We start from the raw sequence: 14,090 nt of genomic DNA, 5'->3' as shown, positions 1-14,090 counted from the left end.
TTAACAATTCTTTATATAAAATACATTCCTCAATTGTATTCCCTCTCCTTGGGCTTGTCTAAATCAGCCTGGCGGTTTATGCGGTTTACAACATAAGGCAGGCGTATTTTAACTTCTGATTGTCCGCTGAAAACCCATGGAGGTAAGAAACTGAAAGTTTCTTCAATCTTCATGTCCAGTAGCTTTCTGGACAATTCCGTATGATCCACTTTCTTAATCTTTGAATCAGGGTTTGTCTTTATAATAAATGGATAACAATTTCATTGTTTATACTGTATTCCTTATCAGTTCGACTAATGGAAAAGTTGGCCTGATGCGTCTTGGCAATAGACACCGCTGCCAGATATTCGTATTGGATAAAAGTATCCCAATAGTCGAGCGGAATTTCATACAAATCCTGAAGAAGGCTGATCGCAAACTTTTGCCCACCCAATGGGGCCGTCTCCTCCACCGGACCTTCAGTAGAAAAATAAAAGAAGAAATATTCTCCGGTATTGTCATTTCTCATGAAACTCCCGGAACTACGGGTATCAGGCTGGGATTTTACAATGTACTTTGAGTTATTGAAATCGTATTGAACCACACTTTTGCTGCCTTTGTATATGGTCCAGAGGTCAATGGGTTTACCGTTATCGTATTTTCCACTGATCAGAACTTTACCATTGCTGGTATAGTAGGTCCACTCGGCCGCAGGTTTTCCATCCTCAAATGACGCCCTTAATTTGGGCTTTCCATTAAAATAGAATAACTCGACAGGGCCACTGAGCTTTCCCTTGCTGTAATTCACTTTCTTGATCACCGTACCCTTTTTGCTGTAGGTAACCCACTCTCCAACTTTGACACCTGCTTCAAATGCACCGGTTTCATTCAATTTGCCATCACACTCGCGCTGAAACTTTCCGTTCAGGCTAGGACTGGTTTGATCAATTTTATCTATGCAATTGCAGAAGTCCAGTTTCTGAACCTCTTGGCTACTAACAGCTAAACCAACAAAAACGAGAATAACTGCAAACAGAATTCTCGCACCAAAAGCAAAAGGATTTTTAAACATAAGCGCTAATTTCAATTAAATCTACAAATATTTATTTTTTAAATTCAATACCTAAACTTCAGCATCCGCCTCGTTTCGTTCATTACATCTTCAAGATAAGGTTCAGTTTCGGCTGTATAGTAATACAAGATCTCTATGTCCAGCCAATTGTCCTTATGAATCACCAAAACCCGGGATTTCTCATCCTTTGACAACACATGTAAATTCTTACGCGGCTCAAAATCATAAATACCTGAAATATCTGCATTAAACTGCTGCTGAGTATATAATTTCGGAAAGAGCGTATAAACCATGTAATTTTGTCTGCATGGAAGTATCTATTGGGTTGAAGGTAAAACACATCGTAGCGTTCCAGTTCATGGGTCAGCCTCGGCATAGCGATCAACATCCTGTTTTAGAGAGGATAGATTTCCTTGTGCTTCCGGGATCGCTGGGATAAAGGCAAGAAGAAATAAGTATAGCAAGCGTATGACTAAATCTACTTATACACCAGTGGCTGAGGAGCTGTAAGCGTATGCGGTCCAACCGTGATGGTAACCGTATAGTTTTGACCAGTTGGAAAGGCCCTGAAGGGTAGAAATACCAGGTCTCCCTGTTCATTGGCCCGTGCGGTGGTTTTGAAACCTCCAACATCTACTATGGCATCTTTTTCGCCTTCCCAGTGGGGCAGTGAGTTTTCCATTTTTAGGGTGATAGGATCGGTTTTAGATGCCGGGTTTGGGCTTATGGATTTAATCACAGGAGGCGTTACTGTAAATTCGAAAGGCAATTCGACGCTTTGAGGTCCCTGTTGGTAAGAAAGTTTGACCTTATCCTTCGATAATTCTGACGGGACACGGAAGAAATACTCTGTGTCGTAATCCGCTATAACAGGAACACCACCAAATGATACCTTCAGGGCAGTTGATGCATTTTCGAGGGGCAGGTTGTCACCGGTAAACCGGACAACTGTACCTAAGGGGCCTGTCCTTGGCTGGGCATCTTTTATATTCGCCCAGATAAAGAAAGACCTGGCCACCAATTGATGCTGTCCACGCCACACCAGCGTTACATCCATTGGGTCGCCATGGATAGCGTTGATCCCCCGGGGTACTGCCGCAGTAATGGCTTTATCTGTCACTGAAATGACTTGGGCGTCTACTTGTCCAAACTGAACCTTAGTGTCTTCCTTCTTCATATCCAGGTAGTTTCCGGCAAGGGTAATGATGTCACCTGTTTTACCACCTGTTTGCTGGATTTTACTGGCCATCCCCCCTATTTCGAGTGAAAGTGCGTTTCCATAGTGTGTCCCCTTTTCGTCAGTGACAAAGGCTATGGCCACCGCAGGAAGCAGGACTCCATCCACAAGGGGAAGATGAAAGTTATCGATCTTTACTTCAAATAAATCTGAGGCCGGGTCAGGTTTAACGTATACTTTATGGCCGGTATTGGTGCCAAAAGCAATAACGAATCCACGATCTAAAATCGTTTTCTTGCCTTCATTGATGATTTTTCCCCTGATCTCTACAGCAATAGGGGTTATAAAAGATAAGCTTATGGTTTCAGCTTTGACTGTCGCCTCCTCTGGTTCAGGTTTTTGTTCGGGTACGGTTACGGGATCGGGGTCCGGAGTTTTACCTTTTGAACAACCTGAAAATACCAATAGGGTAATGACTATAATGAACGACAACCCGTACGCCAATCTGTGTATTCTGTAAACAGCAGAAAAAAGATTCTGAATCATGAGAGACTTTAATTTTTGATTTGTGCAAGATATATTTTTCTTTTAAATCTTCATTATAATTCGAAAAATTTTAAATGAGTCCTGTCTCTTAAATTAAGCAACAAAAACCTGGATTGATGGTGATATGACGGTTTTTTTTTTGCCATATCGATACGCTTCGCGTCCTTTTAAAATGAGTCTTTGTGCTTTGCTACAAATCCCATATTCAATGCATTCAAATCCTCCTGGTATTCAAAAAATTCTTTATCAAGGTCGCCCCATAGTTCTTTTTCAGGATCAATATCCTCTACAAGCTTGTTCCGTTCTGCCCAGTCTTTCGGAACCTTGGAAACTGGAAACCGGTCAATTGCTTTTTGAACGATATCCGCAGTTTTAATTGCTCCGATCTCCTGTAATGAATGAACTGTTTCATGAGCGTATTCTCCGCTGGAGTTGACAAAAAACTGCCAGAACCCCCCGTTATTTACTTCCCGCTCCAGATTCTGATTGAATAAAAAATTCTTTTGAGGCACAGATAGCCTCTCAAAGTTTTCTCCGTACTGGCACGAATTAATGAAGTTGTCAATTTCAATGACACTGCCGTTCTGGTCTTCTGCATCAAGAAGCTGGCTTAGGTTTTTCATATGAAATGGAGGTTTTTCACTTGGGGTGATGAGTTCAGGTTCTTTAATCTCGCCCTCAACCTGAGCGTATTTTCCTTTAGGATCCGGGCCATACTCATTTGCGCCTTCGTCACCTCTATAAAATAGCAACACCAAACTATAAAATGGCAATAACTGCCACCAACCATTCACTCCTTTATCATGACAGCGCTTGGCGCCCTGGGCAAAAATGAACCACGAAAGAGGGATATACAGAATCAGCATCACTGCCTGTTCCATTGCTGTCCCAGATTCTATATAAGGCCCAATTAGAATATATGGCACAAAAAATATCAGATTACTCAACCCGTACTCCAGCCAGCGTATTCGACCGTTAAAGGAAAAAGGATTTTTGAACATAATGAAGCGTTATTTATAGTTCTTTAAATATTGAGATAATAGTTAGCAATAACAACTACATCGAATTAAAATTTTAACTCATAGAAGTTATAATTCATGCAAACATGTAGGGTTTTGATCTGTTGATCTAAAACAAAACCTACTGAAATGGAAAACTCAAATGATAAAAACAAAGACCTGGAACAGGAAAATACACACCCCGCACCCAATGCTGATCCTGGTGCTGAAATAGAAACAGTGATTCCAAGTACGGAAAAGGAAGAGGCCCCGGCTGATAGTTCCAAAGAGCCAGCGGAGGCTCCTGCTAAGCCAGCAAAAACTTCTACTGAACCTAATCAGGAACGTGTAGGTGCTGGTGACAATGCTGATGACATAGAACCGAAGGATAACCCGGAAATAAAAGAAGAAGAAAAGGATGAGCCGGAAATATCGGAGAATGAGGGCGGGGAAAGCAAAACGGATGAGCACGGAATTGAAACCATAAGCCCATAATCGGGCAACTCAGTTATGATCTTTTCCTGGATATGCCCGCAGCATGTGATTTTTAGGAAGGCTTTATGATATTATGTTAAATAAAGCGTTGCATTTTTCTAGAAGCAACCGTTTTTTTCTACCTTAGTGCAAAGAATTTATCATACCTCTCATGGCGCTCGACATCAAAAAACTTTTCAGGACTGTCACTGGAGCCAAGTTTAAAAAGCGGCGATTCGGGCTATCATTCATAGGGACCGGACAAAGGTCAGTTTCCATGGATCCCAAAATCGAAGACCCGGCCCCTGCTGTGGAAGCTGCACTAAGATATTATGATCAGGACTGGACGGCCGAAAAAGTCGAAATACTGCGTGATTGTTATGCGGTATGGAAAGACAGGAACGGGCCTTTGTTTCAGGTCAGGACTGCGTATCTTTTGGGTAAATTTCAAAGTGCGGATTCGGTACGACTTGCTGAATCTGCTAAGCTGGTATTATTGCAGACCGGACATGATCCTTTACATCTTCAGGCCTTTGTTGACGATTTGAAAGCAATGCTGAAGGAAATCAATAAAAGTTTATGAGGAGTTTTTTAAACGTTTTCTGATCCTGCTCAATGATGGATTGGTGATGCCTAAAAAAGAGGAGATGTGATAAGCGGGAATGCGCTCAATGATATTCGGGTGTTCTTCGAGCAATCTCAGGTAACGTTCTTCATGTGAGAAAAACATAAATTCTTCTGCCCGTGTCTGTGCATAGCCGAAAAACAATTCTGCCAGCAGTCTGCCGAACTTCAGCCAGTTGCTATTCGTTTCGTAAAGACTGTTGAGGTCTTTATGGGAAATAAAGACAATCTCCGCATCTTCCATTGCTTCTATGAAGTACCAGCAGGGATTTTGAGAGATAAAACTTCTGAAAGAAACGACGAACTGATTCTCAGAAAAGAAGAAGATATTTTTGTCGGTTTCTGTTTTGGGATCACGGTAGTAGATGCGGAAGATTCCTTTTACAACTAATCCGAGGTCGTTGCAGACCATACTCTGCATATTAAAAAAATCACCTTTATTGATCTTCCGTGGTTTCCATAAGTCCTGGCCCTCGGTGATGTCTTTATCTGTCAAAGCGGCGAATTTCCGCAGATGGTTTGCTATAATTTCATTTTTAGTCATCATCGTCCTTGTAAATGATATAAGTGCATCCTGCTGTTACTGATCATCCGGACTCAAATTAGGTAATAATATTTCGGGATATTTTAACTTAAGTGAAAAAAATACATTTCGATTACCCGGAGATTTGGAAAAAAAACAATTCAAAATGGGACTATCAAATTTAGGCATTTTTCATACCGTGGTCGGTATCATTGCCATCATTGCAGCTTTAGCATCTTATTTAAAGTATGGAAGAATAAATCTGGCGGGTAAAAGCGGAAGCACGTACTTTTACGGGACTGTCATTACTTCATTAACTGCCTTGGGCCTGAGTAAACATGGGGGTTTTAACCCCGGACATATTTTGTCATTGCTGGTACTGGTACTTGTGATTTGCGCATTCCTTCTCCATAAGAGAAAGGCAGAGAGCAATAGGGCGCGTTATTTTGAAAACTTTTTCCTTTCGTTCAGCTTTTTTCTCTCTATGATCCCTACGGTAAACGAAACCCTTACCCGTGTGCCGGTTGGTGCACCCCTGGCAAGCGGCCCCACAGATCCGTTGATCGGTAAAATTTTGCTGGTCATACTCGTGCTGTTTATCGCATAATCGGTTTACCAATATGTACAACAAAGGAAAATTAACAAAGCGGGTTTTTAAAATTACCCCCAGGCTGTCGGCGCCTTGCCAAATTTTTTCTTGAAGGAATGCGAGAAGTGTGAGAGGCTTTCAAATCCGAGATCGAGGTAGATTGCGGATGGTTTCCTGTTCTTGTTTTCTATGAGATGGCGCGCTTCTGTCAGCCGTTTTTCCTGGAGCCAGTGCCGCGGAGACATCCCGAATATTTTTTGGAAGTCACGCTTGAAGCCGGCAAGGCTTCGTCCGGTGAGCTGCGCAAATTTCTCAACGGGTACATTGAAATGAAAGTTATTGAGCATGAATTTTTCCAGGTCCATCTTATAGGGCTCCGAGAAATCAAACAGAAAATCCCTGAGTTCGGGCATGGCATGAAGCAGAAGCTGCACCGCTTCTCTCACTTTCAGCATACCCAGATCCCTGGTGATCTGCGCTTCTGAATGACGGACATAGGGTATGATGGACTGGAAAAAGCCTTTCAGAAAATCAGTTTCCGGAATAAGGACGTTGGCCGGGCCGGTGTATTTTTGCCCTGGTTCTATTTGTTCTTCCAGTGCGTATTGCCTAAGCAGGTCTTCTTTGAGGCAAATGATAACGGTTTCGTAATGCTCATGCTCCAGCGGTGTCTTGGTAATTTCGCCCAGCTGGTTTTTTCTGATCAGCAGCATCTGGCCACCTTTCATCGAAATTTTTTCACTGGCGGTTTCCATACTGAACTGTCCCGAGACCTGTAATACCAGGGTACTGTGCTCAAAAAATCCCACTTTCTCTTTTCTCCGGGCGGAGAAATAGGAGTAAAAGACGATTCCGGGAATGATTTCGGTTGGGTTGGTCATGGCATAAAGATATAAAATAGGCCGGGCTTTGCAGCCCAAGCCGTTATCGTTGCAGGTAAGTCCCGCCTAGTATGGCACCCGGGGAAAATTGGGTGTTCAGGGTATTCATTTCTTCCAGGCTGAAGCGGATCTCCATGGCATGGATATTTTCTGGCAGCCTTGACCTGCGGCTCATGCTGACCAATGGCATAATGTGATCACCTTGTGCATTGACCCAGGCGATTGCCAGTTGCGCTGGTGTGCTTCCTTTTTCTTTTGCCATGGTTTTCAGTACTTCGACTTTTTCGAGGTTCCTGACCAGGTTCTCGCCCTGAAAGCGCGTGAAGTGGTTGTGGTAGCTGCCAGCCGGGAGCGGCGCTGTCATCTCACCGGTAAGCAGGCCTTCGGCGGTATTGGCAAAGGCCACTACATCGATCCCCAGTTCTTTTGCTGTGGGGAGCAGGTCGCTTTCTATCTGGCGATCGGCCAAGGAATACCCGATTTCCAAAGCGGTTACCGGATGTACGCTGTTGGCCTGGCGTAACTGCTCTGCTGTGATTTCAGAGACGCCAAGGTGGCGCACTTTGCCTTCTTTGATCAGGTCGGCTACTGTTCCGATGATGTCTTCGACAGGCACGCTGTTGTCCATTCTGCAGGGCTGGTAAAGGTCAATGGTATCGATGCCGAGTCGGACGAGGGAATAGTTGATAAAGTTTTTAATGGCCATCGGCCTCAGGTCCAGCCCGAGCCACTGGCCGTTGTAAAAGATGGCGCCGAATTTGACACTGATGAAGGCCTGGTCCCTTCTGTCTTTGATGGCTTTGCCAACCAGCAGTTCGTTGTGCCCGCTCCCGTAAAAGTCTCCTGTATTCAGGAAGTTGATGCCATTATCCAATGCGGCATGAATGGTAGCGATGCTTTCGTTTTCGTCATTGGCCTGACCTCCCCAAACGGATGACATGCGCATGCAGCCCAACCCCAGTTTAGATACCAGCGGGCCGTTGCTGCCAAGGTTTATTTTTTTGATCTGTTCCATTTTTGATTGTATCTGATAGAAACAAAGGTCGGTACTGCAGCCCGGCGCCCTTTTCCTGAACGGCTCAATTTACTTGTCTGAACAGCTCAGTTCTCTCTGTTTTAAAGCTGTGGTTTCTATGTAAATGTTTATATTTAGTCATGGATGAGAAGATGAAAGTAGTACAGGCAGCTGAGGCGTTTGATAAATCAGCGAAAATATATCAGGACAGGTCTATGGATGTCAGTTTGTTTGCCGGCACATTCGATTTCTTCTGTGACCACCTGACCGGTGATGATGCCGCGATTTTGGATATTGCCTGCGGCCCGGGAAATATCATCAAGTACTTACTGGACAGGAAGCCTGCCTACAAAATATTGGGAATTGACCTCTCTCCTAATATGCTGGATCTTGCCCGGATCAACAATCCGTCTGCCTGGTTTCAACTGATGGACTGCCGTGAAATCGGTACCATCAAACAGAGATTTGATGGCATCACCTGCGGCTTCTGCCTGCCTTACCTGACGCTGGAGGAAACGAGGCGATTAATCGCTGATGTTTCGGGTTTATTGATTCCCGGCGGCATATTTTATCTGAGCACTATGATCGAGGATGAGATCACCAAATCGAGATTTCAGACATCAAGCTCCGGTGATCAGGTGTATGTAAATTATCACCGGGAAGATGATTTGACCCGGGCCCTTCTGGACAATAACTTTGAGGTGATCAGTTCAAATCATTTTAGTTCTCCTGACAGGGACGGTGTGATGCTTACCGATCTGGTATTGATCGGAAAAGTCACTGCTGCTGCCGGGTAAATTCATAATTCAGGGTTTGCCCGTTGCCGGAAACTACTGCCTTTGCTGTGTTTCCATTCCTGGTGTAAGCGATCTTTTTCGGAAAGTCGTGTTCCGGGTTTTCGCATACGAAAGCGTTTTTGCTGATGGCTGTCAGCTTGAACTGAATAGGTTTTGGTTCGCCGGTAACCACCACGGTATAAAAGATATCGTCTCCTTTGATGCTGAGTTCCAGCTGCTCTACAAAAACGGTTTCCTTACCTTTAAGGGTTACGCCTTTCCCGGTAAGTTTGGTCCCGGAGACTTTAGACCAGTTTTCGTAACCTGATTGTCCGGGTTTGGAATTTGTACGCTGCCAGTTGCCGGCCAGCCATTCGAGCTTTTTAAATTTTTGTACGGCACTTTCCTGTCCGCAGGCTGCATTACCAAAACCCATGATGACTAAGGCGGTAATGATGAGGGGGAGTTGTTGAATTTTCATACTGTTTTTCTTTCAAAGTTACGACGGTGGTGATATCCTGGTGAATTTCATGAGAAGGTTGTTTCTTTGAAGTATTCTTCCGGAAATATAAAAATAATAACGCATTGGTGCTGTAGCGCTTCGGTAATCAATACCGTTTTAGCGATAAAAAAACCAAAAATAAACAACGTATGAAAAGTCAATTACAAATACTTAAGTCTGTATTTCAGGCAGTTATTGTCGTGTCCCTGCTGACGTTCTCGGCCTGCAAAAAATCAAAACCTGATGGCGGTGAAGACAAAGTTTTAGCTGCGAACCTTTTAAAAAGTCAACGGCAATTCACGGAACTCCTATCGAAACGTGAATCTGGCAACGGACAAACTTTCAGCATTGAAAACATCACCAGAACAGGCTCCACTTTAAATGTTGAAGTAAAAGGGGGTTGTGTAAAAGAGAAATTTAAAGCGGTGTGGGACGGTGTCGCCTTATTGTCGTATCCAGCCCAGATCAGACTGGTATTGGTAAATGAGGCCGGGGAAAATTGCAATCCCGACCAGAGGATCACTATTGCTCTTGACCTGACCAAGATCATTGGTGATGACCCAAGCAGTTATATTGTCCATGTCGCAAACGGCTCTGTGAAACAAGATACCTCAATTGACAACAATGGAGTTTTCAATTCGGCATCGCACTGATTTCACAAGAAAAAAATATTCAATTATTTTTTATTTTTTTAGCTTTCAGTTGTTAGTTTATAGTCAATAACTTTAAAATTACAATTATGGCAAAATTGAATCCTTATCTGAACTTTGACGGCAATGCCGAAGAAGCATTCAACTTTTACAAATCCATATTCGGTGGCGAATTTAGGGGAGGTATCATGAAAATGGGCGGAATGCCCGGCGCTGAAAATGTCCCTGAATCGGAAAAAAACAGGGTAATGCATGTCGCCTTGCCCATCACAGGCGGTGATCTCCTGATGGCTTCAGACATCATGCCTTCTGCGGGTCACAAACTGATAGTCGGCAACAACAATTACATTTGCATCAGCCCTGAGAGTAAGGAAGAAGCCGATCGCTTATTTAATGGTCTTTCAGAAGGCGGCGAAGTGGAAATGCCTATGGAAGACCAGTTCTGGGGTGATTATTTTGGTAGTTTTAAAGATAAATTTGGCGTTTGCTGGATGATCAGTTATAATCCCGGCAACGAAAACCAAAATAAGTAATCTAACCCGGGGTTGTCTGTTTTCGGACAGTAGGTGTTCATATCCGCACAAGTAGTTTTCAGTAAAACCGCCCGTACAGTTAAAAAAAGCAGTTTGGCCTTGTGGCCATGTTGTTGCAAGACTGGTTCCGGTTAAAAACTTATGTTATGCTGAAAAATTACTTCAAGATCGCGTTTCGGAACCTTAAACGCAATAAATCATATACACTGACCAATGTGCTCGGACTGGCGCTGGGGATTGCTTCTGCGGTGCTTATATTCGCATTGGTCAGTTATCACCTGAGCTTTGATGCTTATCATTCTAAAGCTGACCGGATTTACCGGGTGACGACGGAATTTCACGGAGAAGAGCTTACTTATAGCACTGGTGTAACCTCACCTCTTGCTGAAACCTTCCGCAACGACTATCCTATTGCTGAGAAGGTGGCCAATGTAGCGGCACTTTCTGACAGGGTGATATCCTTTCCATCAGCCAAAGGTACCCGGGAAAAATTTGAGGAAAGCGTTGCGTTTGCCGAACCCGACTTCCTTGCTATCCTGGATTTACCTTTGCTGCGTGGAAATCAGAAATCTGCTTTGCGGACACCCAATACTGCGCTCATCACAGAACGTATTGCCAAAAAATATTTCGGAGAGGCTGATCCCATCGGTAAGTCTTTTCGCATAGACAATATTTTTAGCGTGACCGTGACAGGGATTCTCAGAAACCTGCCGGTAAATACGGACCGGCCTGAGGAAATCTATGTGCCTTTTGAACACCTGAAAGTGCATAGTCCCTGGATGGTTGAAAAGGACTGGTGGTTTAGTGTAAACCGGAACTTGCAGGTTTTTATGCTGGCTAAACCGGGGGTAACACCGGCAAGGATAAAGGAAACGCTGATTGCGATGTCCAACAGTCATTACAACGCGAAGGATGCTAAGTATTTTCAGTTCAGGGCACAACCGCTTTCCGACATCCATTTTAATCCCAAGCTTCACGGCCCGGTTGAGAAAAGGAATCTCTGGGCCTTGTCGTTTATCGGGCTTTTCCTGGTCGTTACGGCTTGTGTGAATTTCATCAACCTGGCTACCGCGCAGGCACTGAAGCGTTCTGTTGAAATTGGGATAAAGAAGGTGCTGGGTGTGCAACGCTGGCAGCTATTCTGGCAGTTCATGGTCGAAACTGCTGCCATTACTGTACTGGCCATGGTTTTTGCGCTGATCCTGGCCGAATTGAGTTTGCCTTATGTAAACCAGCTTTTTGATGTGCAGGTGGAACTTCATCTGTTCAGCGATGTACGTATGTTTGCGTTTCTGCTGGTATTGTTGTTGGTGATGATCGTTCTTTCGGGTTCTTATCCGGCATTGATCCTGGCTGGTTTGCAGCCTGTGCTTGCCTTAAAGGGAAAATTGTCTCAAAAGGATGCGGGCGGCATTTCTATGAGGAGGGGGCTGGTGATCACGCAGTTTGCGATTTGCCAGTTGCTGATCATTGGTACCCTTGTGGTGGCTGGTCAGGTGCGGTATTCAAGGGAGGCTGATATGGGTTTCCGTAAGGATGCTGTAGTCATGCTTCCGGTTCCGAATAATGAGCTAGCTAAACTCAGTGCGCTCAAAACGGGGCTTTCCGGAATAAACGGGGTGGAAAACCTGACGTTTTGTGGTGATGCGCCAGCTTCTGAGTTTGCACCAGGGACTAAAGTCCGGTTTGATTCACGTCCGGAGGCCGAAGAATTTTCAATATCGACTAAGGCGGGAGATGCGCAGTATGCTTCTATGTTTGGTTTGCAATTCGTTGCGGGACGTAATCTGGTTCCTTCGGATACGGTCCGCGAGTTTGTTTTTAACGAAACTACCGTTAAAAAGCTGGGCATAAAGAGTTATAATGATGTCCTCGGCAAAACTGCGGTCATCAACGGATATAAGGGGACTGTGGTTGGTGTGGTAAAAGATTTCCACAACAAGTCTTTCCACCAGGGCATTGATGCGCTTTACATAACGACTTTGCGCGATAATTATGGCAATTGTGCGGTTAAAATGAATACGGCTAACATGCAGGCTACGCTTGCTGCGATGAAGGACGTGTGGGCAAAAGTGTTCTCTGATAATGTATATAAGTATGATTTCCTGGATGACCGTATTGCTAGGTTTTATGAGCGGGACCGTGTGATACTGAATCTGATACAGGTTTTTGCTGGTATTGCCATTGTGATCGGCTGTCTTGGCTTATATGGTCTGATATCGTTTATGGCTGCTCAGAAGACCAGAGAAGTGGGTGTGCGTAAGGTATTGGGTGCCAGTGTGCAGAGTATTGTCTGGTTGTTTGGCAGGGAGTTTACCAGGTTGCTGTTGATTGCTTTTGTTGTGGCCGCCCCGCTGGGCTGGTGGGTGATGAACAACTGGCTGCAGAATTTTCCTTACCGCATCAGCATAGGTGCCGGGATTTTCGTGCTGGCCATCCTGGTAAATATGACCGTGGCGGTGATGACGGTTGGCTACAGGTCTGTAAAGGCGGCGATGATGAACCCGGCAAAGAGTCTAAGGTCGCAGTAAAGCCTTCAGAAGGGTTGAAGGTCTATCTTACCGCCGCTGGTGAACTATTCGTTAGTGGAAAAATCCGGAAGAGTAGTCAGGAAATCATTTAAGCCCGTTACTGTTATACCGTGTGTAGTTGTGAATGTCTCACTTTCCGGAACGATGATATAGCTATGTTTTGGTAAGAGGTCTTCGATGCAGTTCAAAAATCCCTTTGAAACAGCAGGCACATTTGACAGCTTGATCTCAATGCAAATAACTGGTGTAATGCCTTCAACCAAAACCAGGTCACATTCCGCACCGGCTTGGGTGCGGTAAAAAAATAGGTCCAGATGAGCTGGTTTATTCTGGTAGACTTGCTCTATGACGTAGCCTTCCCATGAACTGCCTGCTACCGGATGACCAAGTAAAGAGTCATATGATGGTATATTTAATAACCGGTGCAAGATCCCCGTGTCCCTGATATAAGTTTTGGGAGACTTTACAAGTCTCTTTTTGGCATTTACAAACCAGGGCTGAAGACGTCTTACCATATAACCTCCCTCTAAAAAATCCAGATATTTCATGACAGTAGTAGCACTAACACCGAGTGAACGTGCAAATACTTCAGCATTAAGCAAATTTCCGTTGGAGTGTGCCAGCATACTCCAGAAGTTTCTTAATGTAACCGCTGAGAGATTGACTCCAAAAAGGATTGCAAGATCACGCTCTACATAACTTCTGATAAAATCGCTAAGCCATTCTTTACTGTCTTCGTCATCGGCTGTAAGCAATGCCTCAGGAAAGCCGCCACGGAACCACGCTGTTATATAGCTGATATCATTTGGCAATTCTGCCAGGCCTATGGGTGTGAGTTCTGTATAAGAAATCCGGCCTGCAAGTGATTCTGAAACTCCCTTCACCAACAATGGGGAGGCTGAACCTAGTAATATAAATCTTCCTGCTACTCTGTTCGCATCGATCAGGGGACGCAAAACTGAGAATAAAGATGGCATTAATTGAATTTCGTCAATAATGACCAATGTATGCTCAAGTGAACTTAAATAACTGTAAGCATCATTTAGCTTTGCCTGGTCTTCCGGTTTCTCCATATCCAGATAAACGAAATCTGAAGCTTCCGCTTTTAAGTTTTTGGCCAGCGTGGTTTTGCCCACCTGCCTTGGCCCAAGTATGGCTATTGCCGGTGATCTATTTAGTTTATGTCTTATTTCCGCTTCCAGTTTCCGCTTAATCATAAA

The 14,090-nt window shown here is 44.3% G+C and carries 16 protein-coding genes; 7 read left to right on the top strand and 9 right to left on the bottom strand.

The genetic code is table 11. The annotated features are described in order from the left end of the window. Nucleotides 1–238: 238 nt before the first annotated feature. From QEP08_RS02395 to QEP08_RS02380, 4 genes are all read right to left on the bottom strand, one after another. Nucleotides 239–1,051 carry a toxin-antitoxin system YwqK family antitoxin gene (locus QEP08_RS02395; RefSeq protein WP_285055283.1) on the bottom strand — a complete coding sequence of 271 codons (813 nt, stop codon included), beginning with the start codon at nucleotides 1,049–1,051 and terminating at the stop codon, nucleotides 239–241. A gap of 44 nt (nucleotides 1,052–1,095) precedes the next feature. Then, a complete protein-coding gene (locus tag QEP08_RS02390) occupies nucleotides 1,096–1,344 on the bottom strand; it encodes a hypothetical protein (RefSeq protein WP_285055281.1) in 249 nt (82 codons plus the stop codon). Between the two features lie 185 nt (nucleotides 1,345–1,529). Continuing rightward, nucleotides 1,530–2,774, bottom strand: a complete 1,245-nt coding sequence (locus tag QEP08_RS02385; RefSeq protein ID WP_285055279.1) for an IPT/TIG domain-containing protein — start codon at nucleotides 2,772–2,774, stop codon at nucleotides 1,530–1,532. Nucleotides 2,775–2,941: 167 nt separating this feature from the next. Continuing rightward, the gene (locus QEP08_RS02380; RefSeq protein ID WP_285055277.1) at nucleotides 2,942–3,775 is read right to left on the bottom strand and encodes a DMP19 family protein; all 834 of its coding nucleotides are present in this window, start codon (nucleotides 3,773–3,775) and stop codon (nucleotides 2,942–2,944) included. Between the two features lie 147 nt (nucleotides 3,776–3,922). On the opposite strand from QEP08_RS02380, the gene QEP08_RS02375 reads away from it, so the two are divergent. Both QEP08_RS02375 and QEP08_RS02370 read left to right on the top strand, forming a co-directional pair. Beyond that, entirely contained in the window at nucleotides 3,923–4,267 is a 345-nt protein-coding gene (locus tag QEP08_RS02375; protein ID WP_285055276.1) for a hypothetical protein, read from the top strand. Nucleotides 4,268–4,523: 256 nt separating this feature from the next. Next, on the top strand, nucleotides 4,524–4,829 hold the full coding sequence (locus tag QEP08_RS02370; protein ID WP_285055274.1) for a hypothetical protein: 306 nt from the start codon (nucleotides 4,524–4,526) through the stop codon (nucleotides 4,827–4,829). On the opposite strand, the gene QEP08_RS02365 is transcribed toward QEP08_RS02370, so the two are convergent. Further along, nucleotides 4,824–5,417 carry a Crp/Fnr family transcriptional regulator gene (locus tag QEP08_RS02365; RefSeq protein ID WP_285055272.1) on the bottom strand — a complete coding sequence of 198 codons (594 nt, stop codon included), beginning with the start codon at nucleotides 5,415–5,417 and terminating at the stop codon, nucleotides 4,824–4,826. The genes QEP08_RS02370 and QEP08_RS02365 overlap by 6 nt on opposite strands. Nucleotides 5,418–5,559: 142 nt before the next feature. Here QEP08_RS02365 and QEP08_RS02360 point away from each other — a divergent pair, with 142 nt between their 5' ends. Continuing rightward, on the top strand, nucleotides 5,560–6,000 hold the full coding sequence (locus QEP08_RS02360) for a hypothetical protein (protein ID WP_285055271.1): 441 nt from the start codon (nucleotides 5,560–5,562) through the stop codon (nucleotides 5,998–6,000). A 53-nt stretch (nucleotides 6,001–6,053) separates the two neighbouring features. Here QEP08_RS02360 and QEP08_RS02355 read toward each other — a convergent pair whose 3' ends face one another. Together QEP08_RS02355 and QEP08_RS02350 are read right to left on the bottom strand one after the other, a co-directional pair. Then, nucleotides 6,054–6,863, bottom strand: coding sequence for a helix-turn-helix domain-containing protein (locus QEP08_RS02355; RefSeq protein WP_285055270.1), 810 nt, complete (start codon nucleotides 6,861–6,863; stop codon nucleotides 6,054–6,056). A 43-nt stretch (nucleotides 6,864–6,906) separates the two neighbouring features. Next, nucleotides 6,907–7,878 (bottom strand): aldo/keto reductase, encoded by a 972-nt coding sequence (locus QEP08_RS02350; protein WP_285055265.1) that lies wholly within the window; start codon nucleotides 7,876–7,878, stop codon nucleotides 6,907–6,909. 140 nt (nucleotides 7,879–8,018) lie between these two features. On the opposite strand from QEP08_RS02350, the gene QEP08_RS02345 reads away from it, so the two are divergent. After that, nucleotides 8,019–8,675, top strand: coding sequence for a class I SAM-dependent methyltransferase (locus QEP08_RS02345; protein WP_285055263.1), 657 nt, complete (start codon nucleotides 8,019–8,021; stop codon nucleotides 8,673–8,675). On the opposite strand, the gene QEP08_RS02340 is transcribed toward QEP08_RS02345, so the two are convergent. Then, on the bottom strand, nucleotides 8,656–9,135 hold the full coding sequence (locus tag QEP08_RS02340; RefSeq protein WP_285055261.1) for a DUF6265 family protein: 480 nt from the start codon (nucleotides 9,133–9,135) through the stop codon (nucleotides 8,656–8,658). The two genes, QEP08_RS02345 and QEP08_RS02340, sit on opposite strands and share 20 nt — an antisense overlap. Nucleotides 9,136–9,305: 170 nt before the next feature. Between QEP08_RS02340 and QEP08_RS02335 the strand changes: the two genes are divergently transcribed. The 3 genes from QEP08_RS02335 (at nucleotide 9,306) to QEP08_RS02325 (ending at nucleotide 12,870) form a co-directional block, all read left to right on the top strand. After that, nucleotides 9,306–9,809: a hypothetical protein gene (locus QEP08_RS02335; protein WP_285055258.1), complete on the top strand. Its 504-nt coding sequence runs from the start codon at nucleotides 9,306–9,308 to the stop codon at nucleotides 9,807–9,809. Between the two features lie 86 nt (nucleotides 9,810–9,895). Continuing rightward, complete coding sequence (locus tag QEP08_RS02330) at nucleotides 9,896–10,339, top strand: VOC family protein (protein WP_285055255.1); 444 nt, start codon at nucleotides 9,896–9,898, stop codon at nucleotides 10,337–10,339. Nucleotides 10,340–10,485: 146 nt separating this feature from the next. Beyond that, entirely contained in the window at nucleotides 10,486–12,870 is a 2,385-nt protein-coding gene (locus QEP08_RS02325) for an ABC transporter permease (protein WP_285055253.1), read from the top strand. A gap of 44 nt (nucleotides 12,871–12,914) precedes the next feature. On the opposite strand, the gene QEP08_RS02320 is transcribed toward QEP08_RS02325, so the two are convergent. After that, nucleotides 12,915–14,087 (bottom strand): ATP-binding protein, encoded by a 1,173-nt coding sequence (locus tag QEP08_RS02320; protein WP_285055250.1) that lies wholly within the window; start codon nucleotides 14,085–14,087, stop codon nucleotides 12,915–12,917. Nucleotides 14,088–14,090 lie beyond the last annotated feature (3 nt).

The organism is Pedobacter ginsengisoli, assembly GCF_030244015.1.
Classification (GTDB): domain Bacteria; phylum Bacteroidota; class Bacteroidia; order Sphingobacteriales; family Sphingobacteriaceae; genus Pedobacter; species Pedobacter ginsengisoli.
This window is presented reverse-complemented; position numbering and strand designations above follow the sequence as displayed.

Bases quoted from the DNA above. Each gene is read 5' to 3' on its own strand.
- QEP08_RS02395 (WP_285055283.1), bottom strand. From the start codon at position 1,051: ATGTTTAAAAATCCTTTTGCTTTTGGTGCGAGAATTCTGTTTGCAGTT.
- QEP08_RS02390 (WP_285055281.1), bottom strand. From the start codon at position 1,344: ATGGTTTATACGCTCTTTCCGAAATTATATACTCAGCAGCAGTTTAAT.
- QEP08_RS02385 (WP_285055279.1), bottom strand. From the start codon at position 2,774: ATGATTCAGAATCTTTTTTCTGCTGTTTACAGAATACACAGATTGGCG.
- QEP08_RS02380 (WP_285055277.1), bottom strand. From the start codon at position 3,775: ATGTTCAAAAATCCTTTTTCCTTTAACGGTCGAATACGCTGGCTGGAG.
- QEP08_RS02375 (WP_285055276.1), top strand. From the start codon at position 3,923: ATGGAAAACTCAAATGATAAAAACAAAGACCTGGAACAGGAAAATACA.
- QEP08_RS02370 (WP_285055274.1), top strand. From the start codon at position 4,524: ATGGATCCCAAAATCGAAGACCCGGCCCCTGCTGTGGAAGCTGCACTA.
- QEP08_RS02365 (WP_285055272.1), bottom strand. From the start codon at position 5,417: ATGATGACTAAAAATGAAATTATAGCAAACCATCTGCGGAAATTCGCC.
- QEP08_RS02360 (WP_285055271.1), top strand. From the start codon at position 5,560: ATGGGACTATCAAATTTAGGCATTTTTCATACCGTGGTCGGTATCATT.
- QEP08_RS02355 (WP_285055270.1), bottom strand. From the start codon at position 6,863: ATGACCAACCCAACCGAAATCATTCCCGGAATCGTCTTTTACTCCTAT.
- QEP08_RS02350 (WP_285055265.1), bottom strand. From the start codon at position 7,878: ATGGAACAGATCAAAAAAATAAACCTTGGCAGCAACGGCCCGCTGGTA.
- QEP08_RS02345 (WP_285055263.1), top strand. From the start codon at position 8,019: ATGGATGAGAAGATGAAAGTAGTACAGGCAGCTGAGGCGTTTGATAAA.
- QEP08_RS02340 (WP_285055261.1), bottom strand. From the start codon at position 9,135: ATGAAAATTCAACAACTCCCCCTCATCATTACCGCCTTAGTCATCATG.
- QEP08_RS02335 (WP_285055258.1), top strand. From the start codon at position 9,306: ATGAAAAGTCAATTACAAATACTTAAGTCTGTATTTCAGGCAGTTATT.
- QEP08_RS02330 (WP_285055255.1), top strand. From the start codon at position 9,896: ATGGCAAAATTGAATCCTTATCTGAACTTTGACGGCAATGCCGAAGAA.
- QEP08_RS02325 (WP_285055253.1), top strand. From the start codon at position 10,486: ATGCTGAAAAATTACTTCAAGATCGCGTTTCGGAACCTTAAACGCAAT.
- QEP08_RS02320 (WP_285055250.1), bottom strand. From the start codon at position 14,087: ATGATTAAGCGGAAACTGGAAGCGGAAATAAGACATAAACTAAATAGA.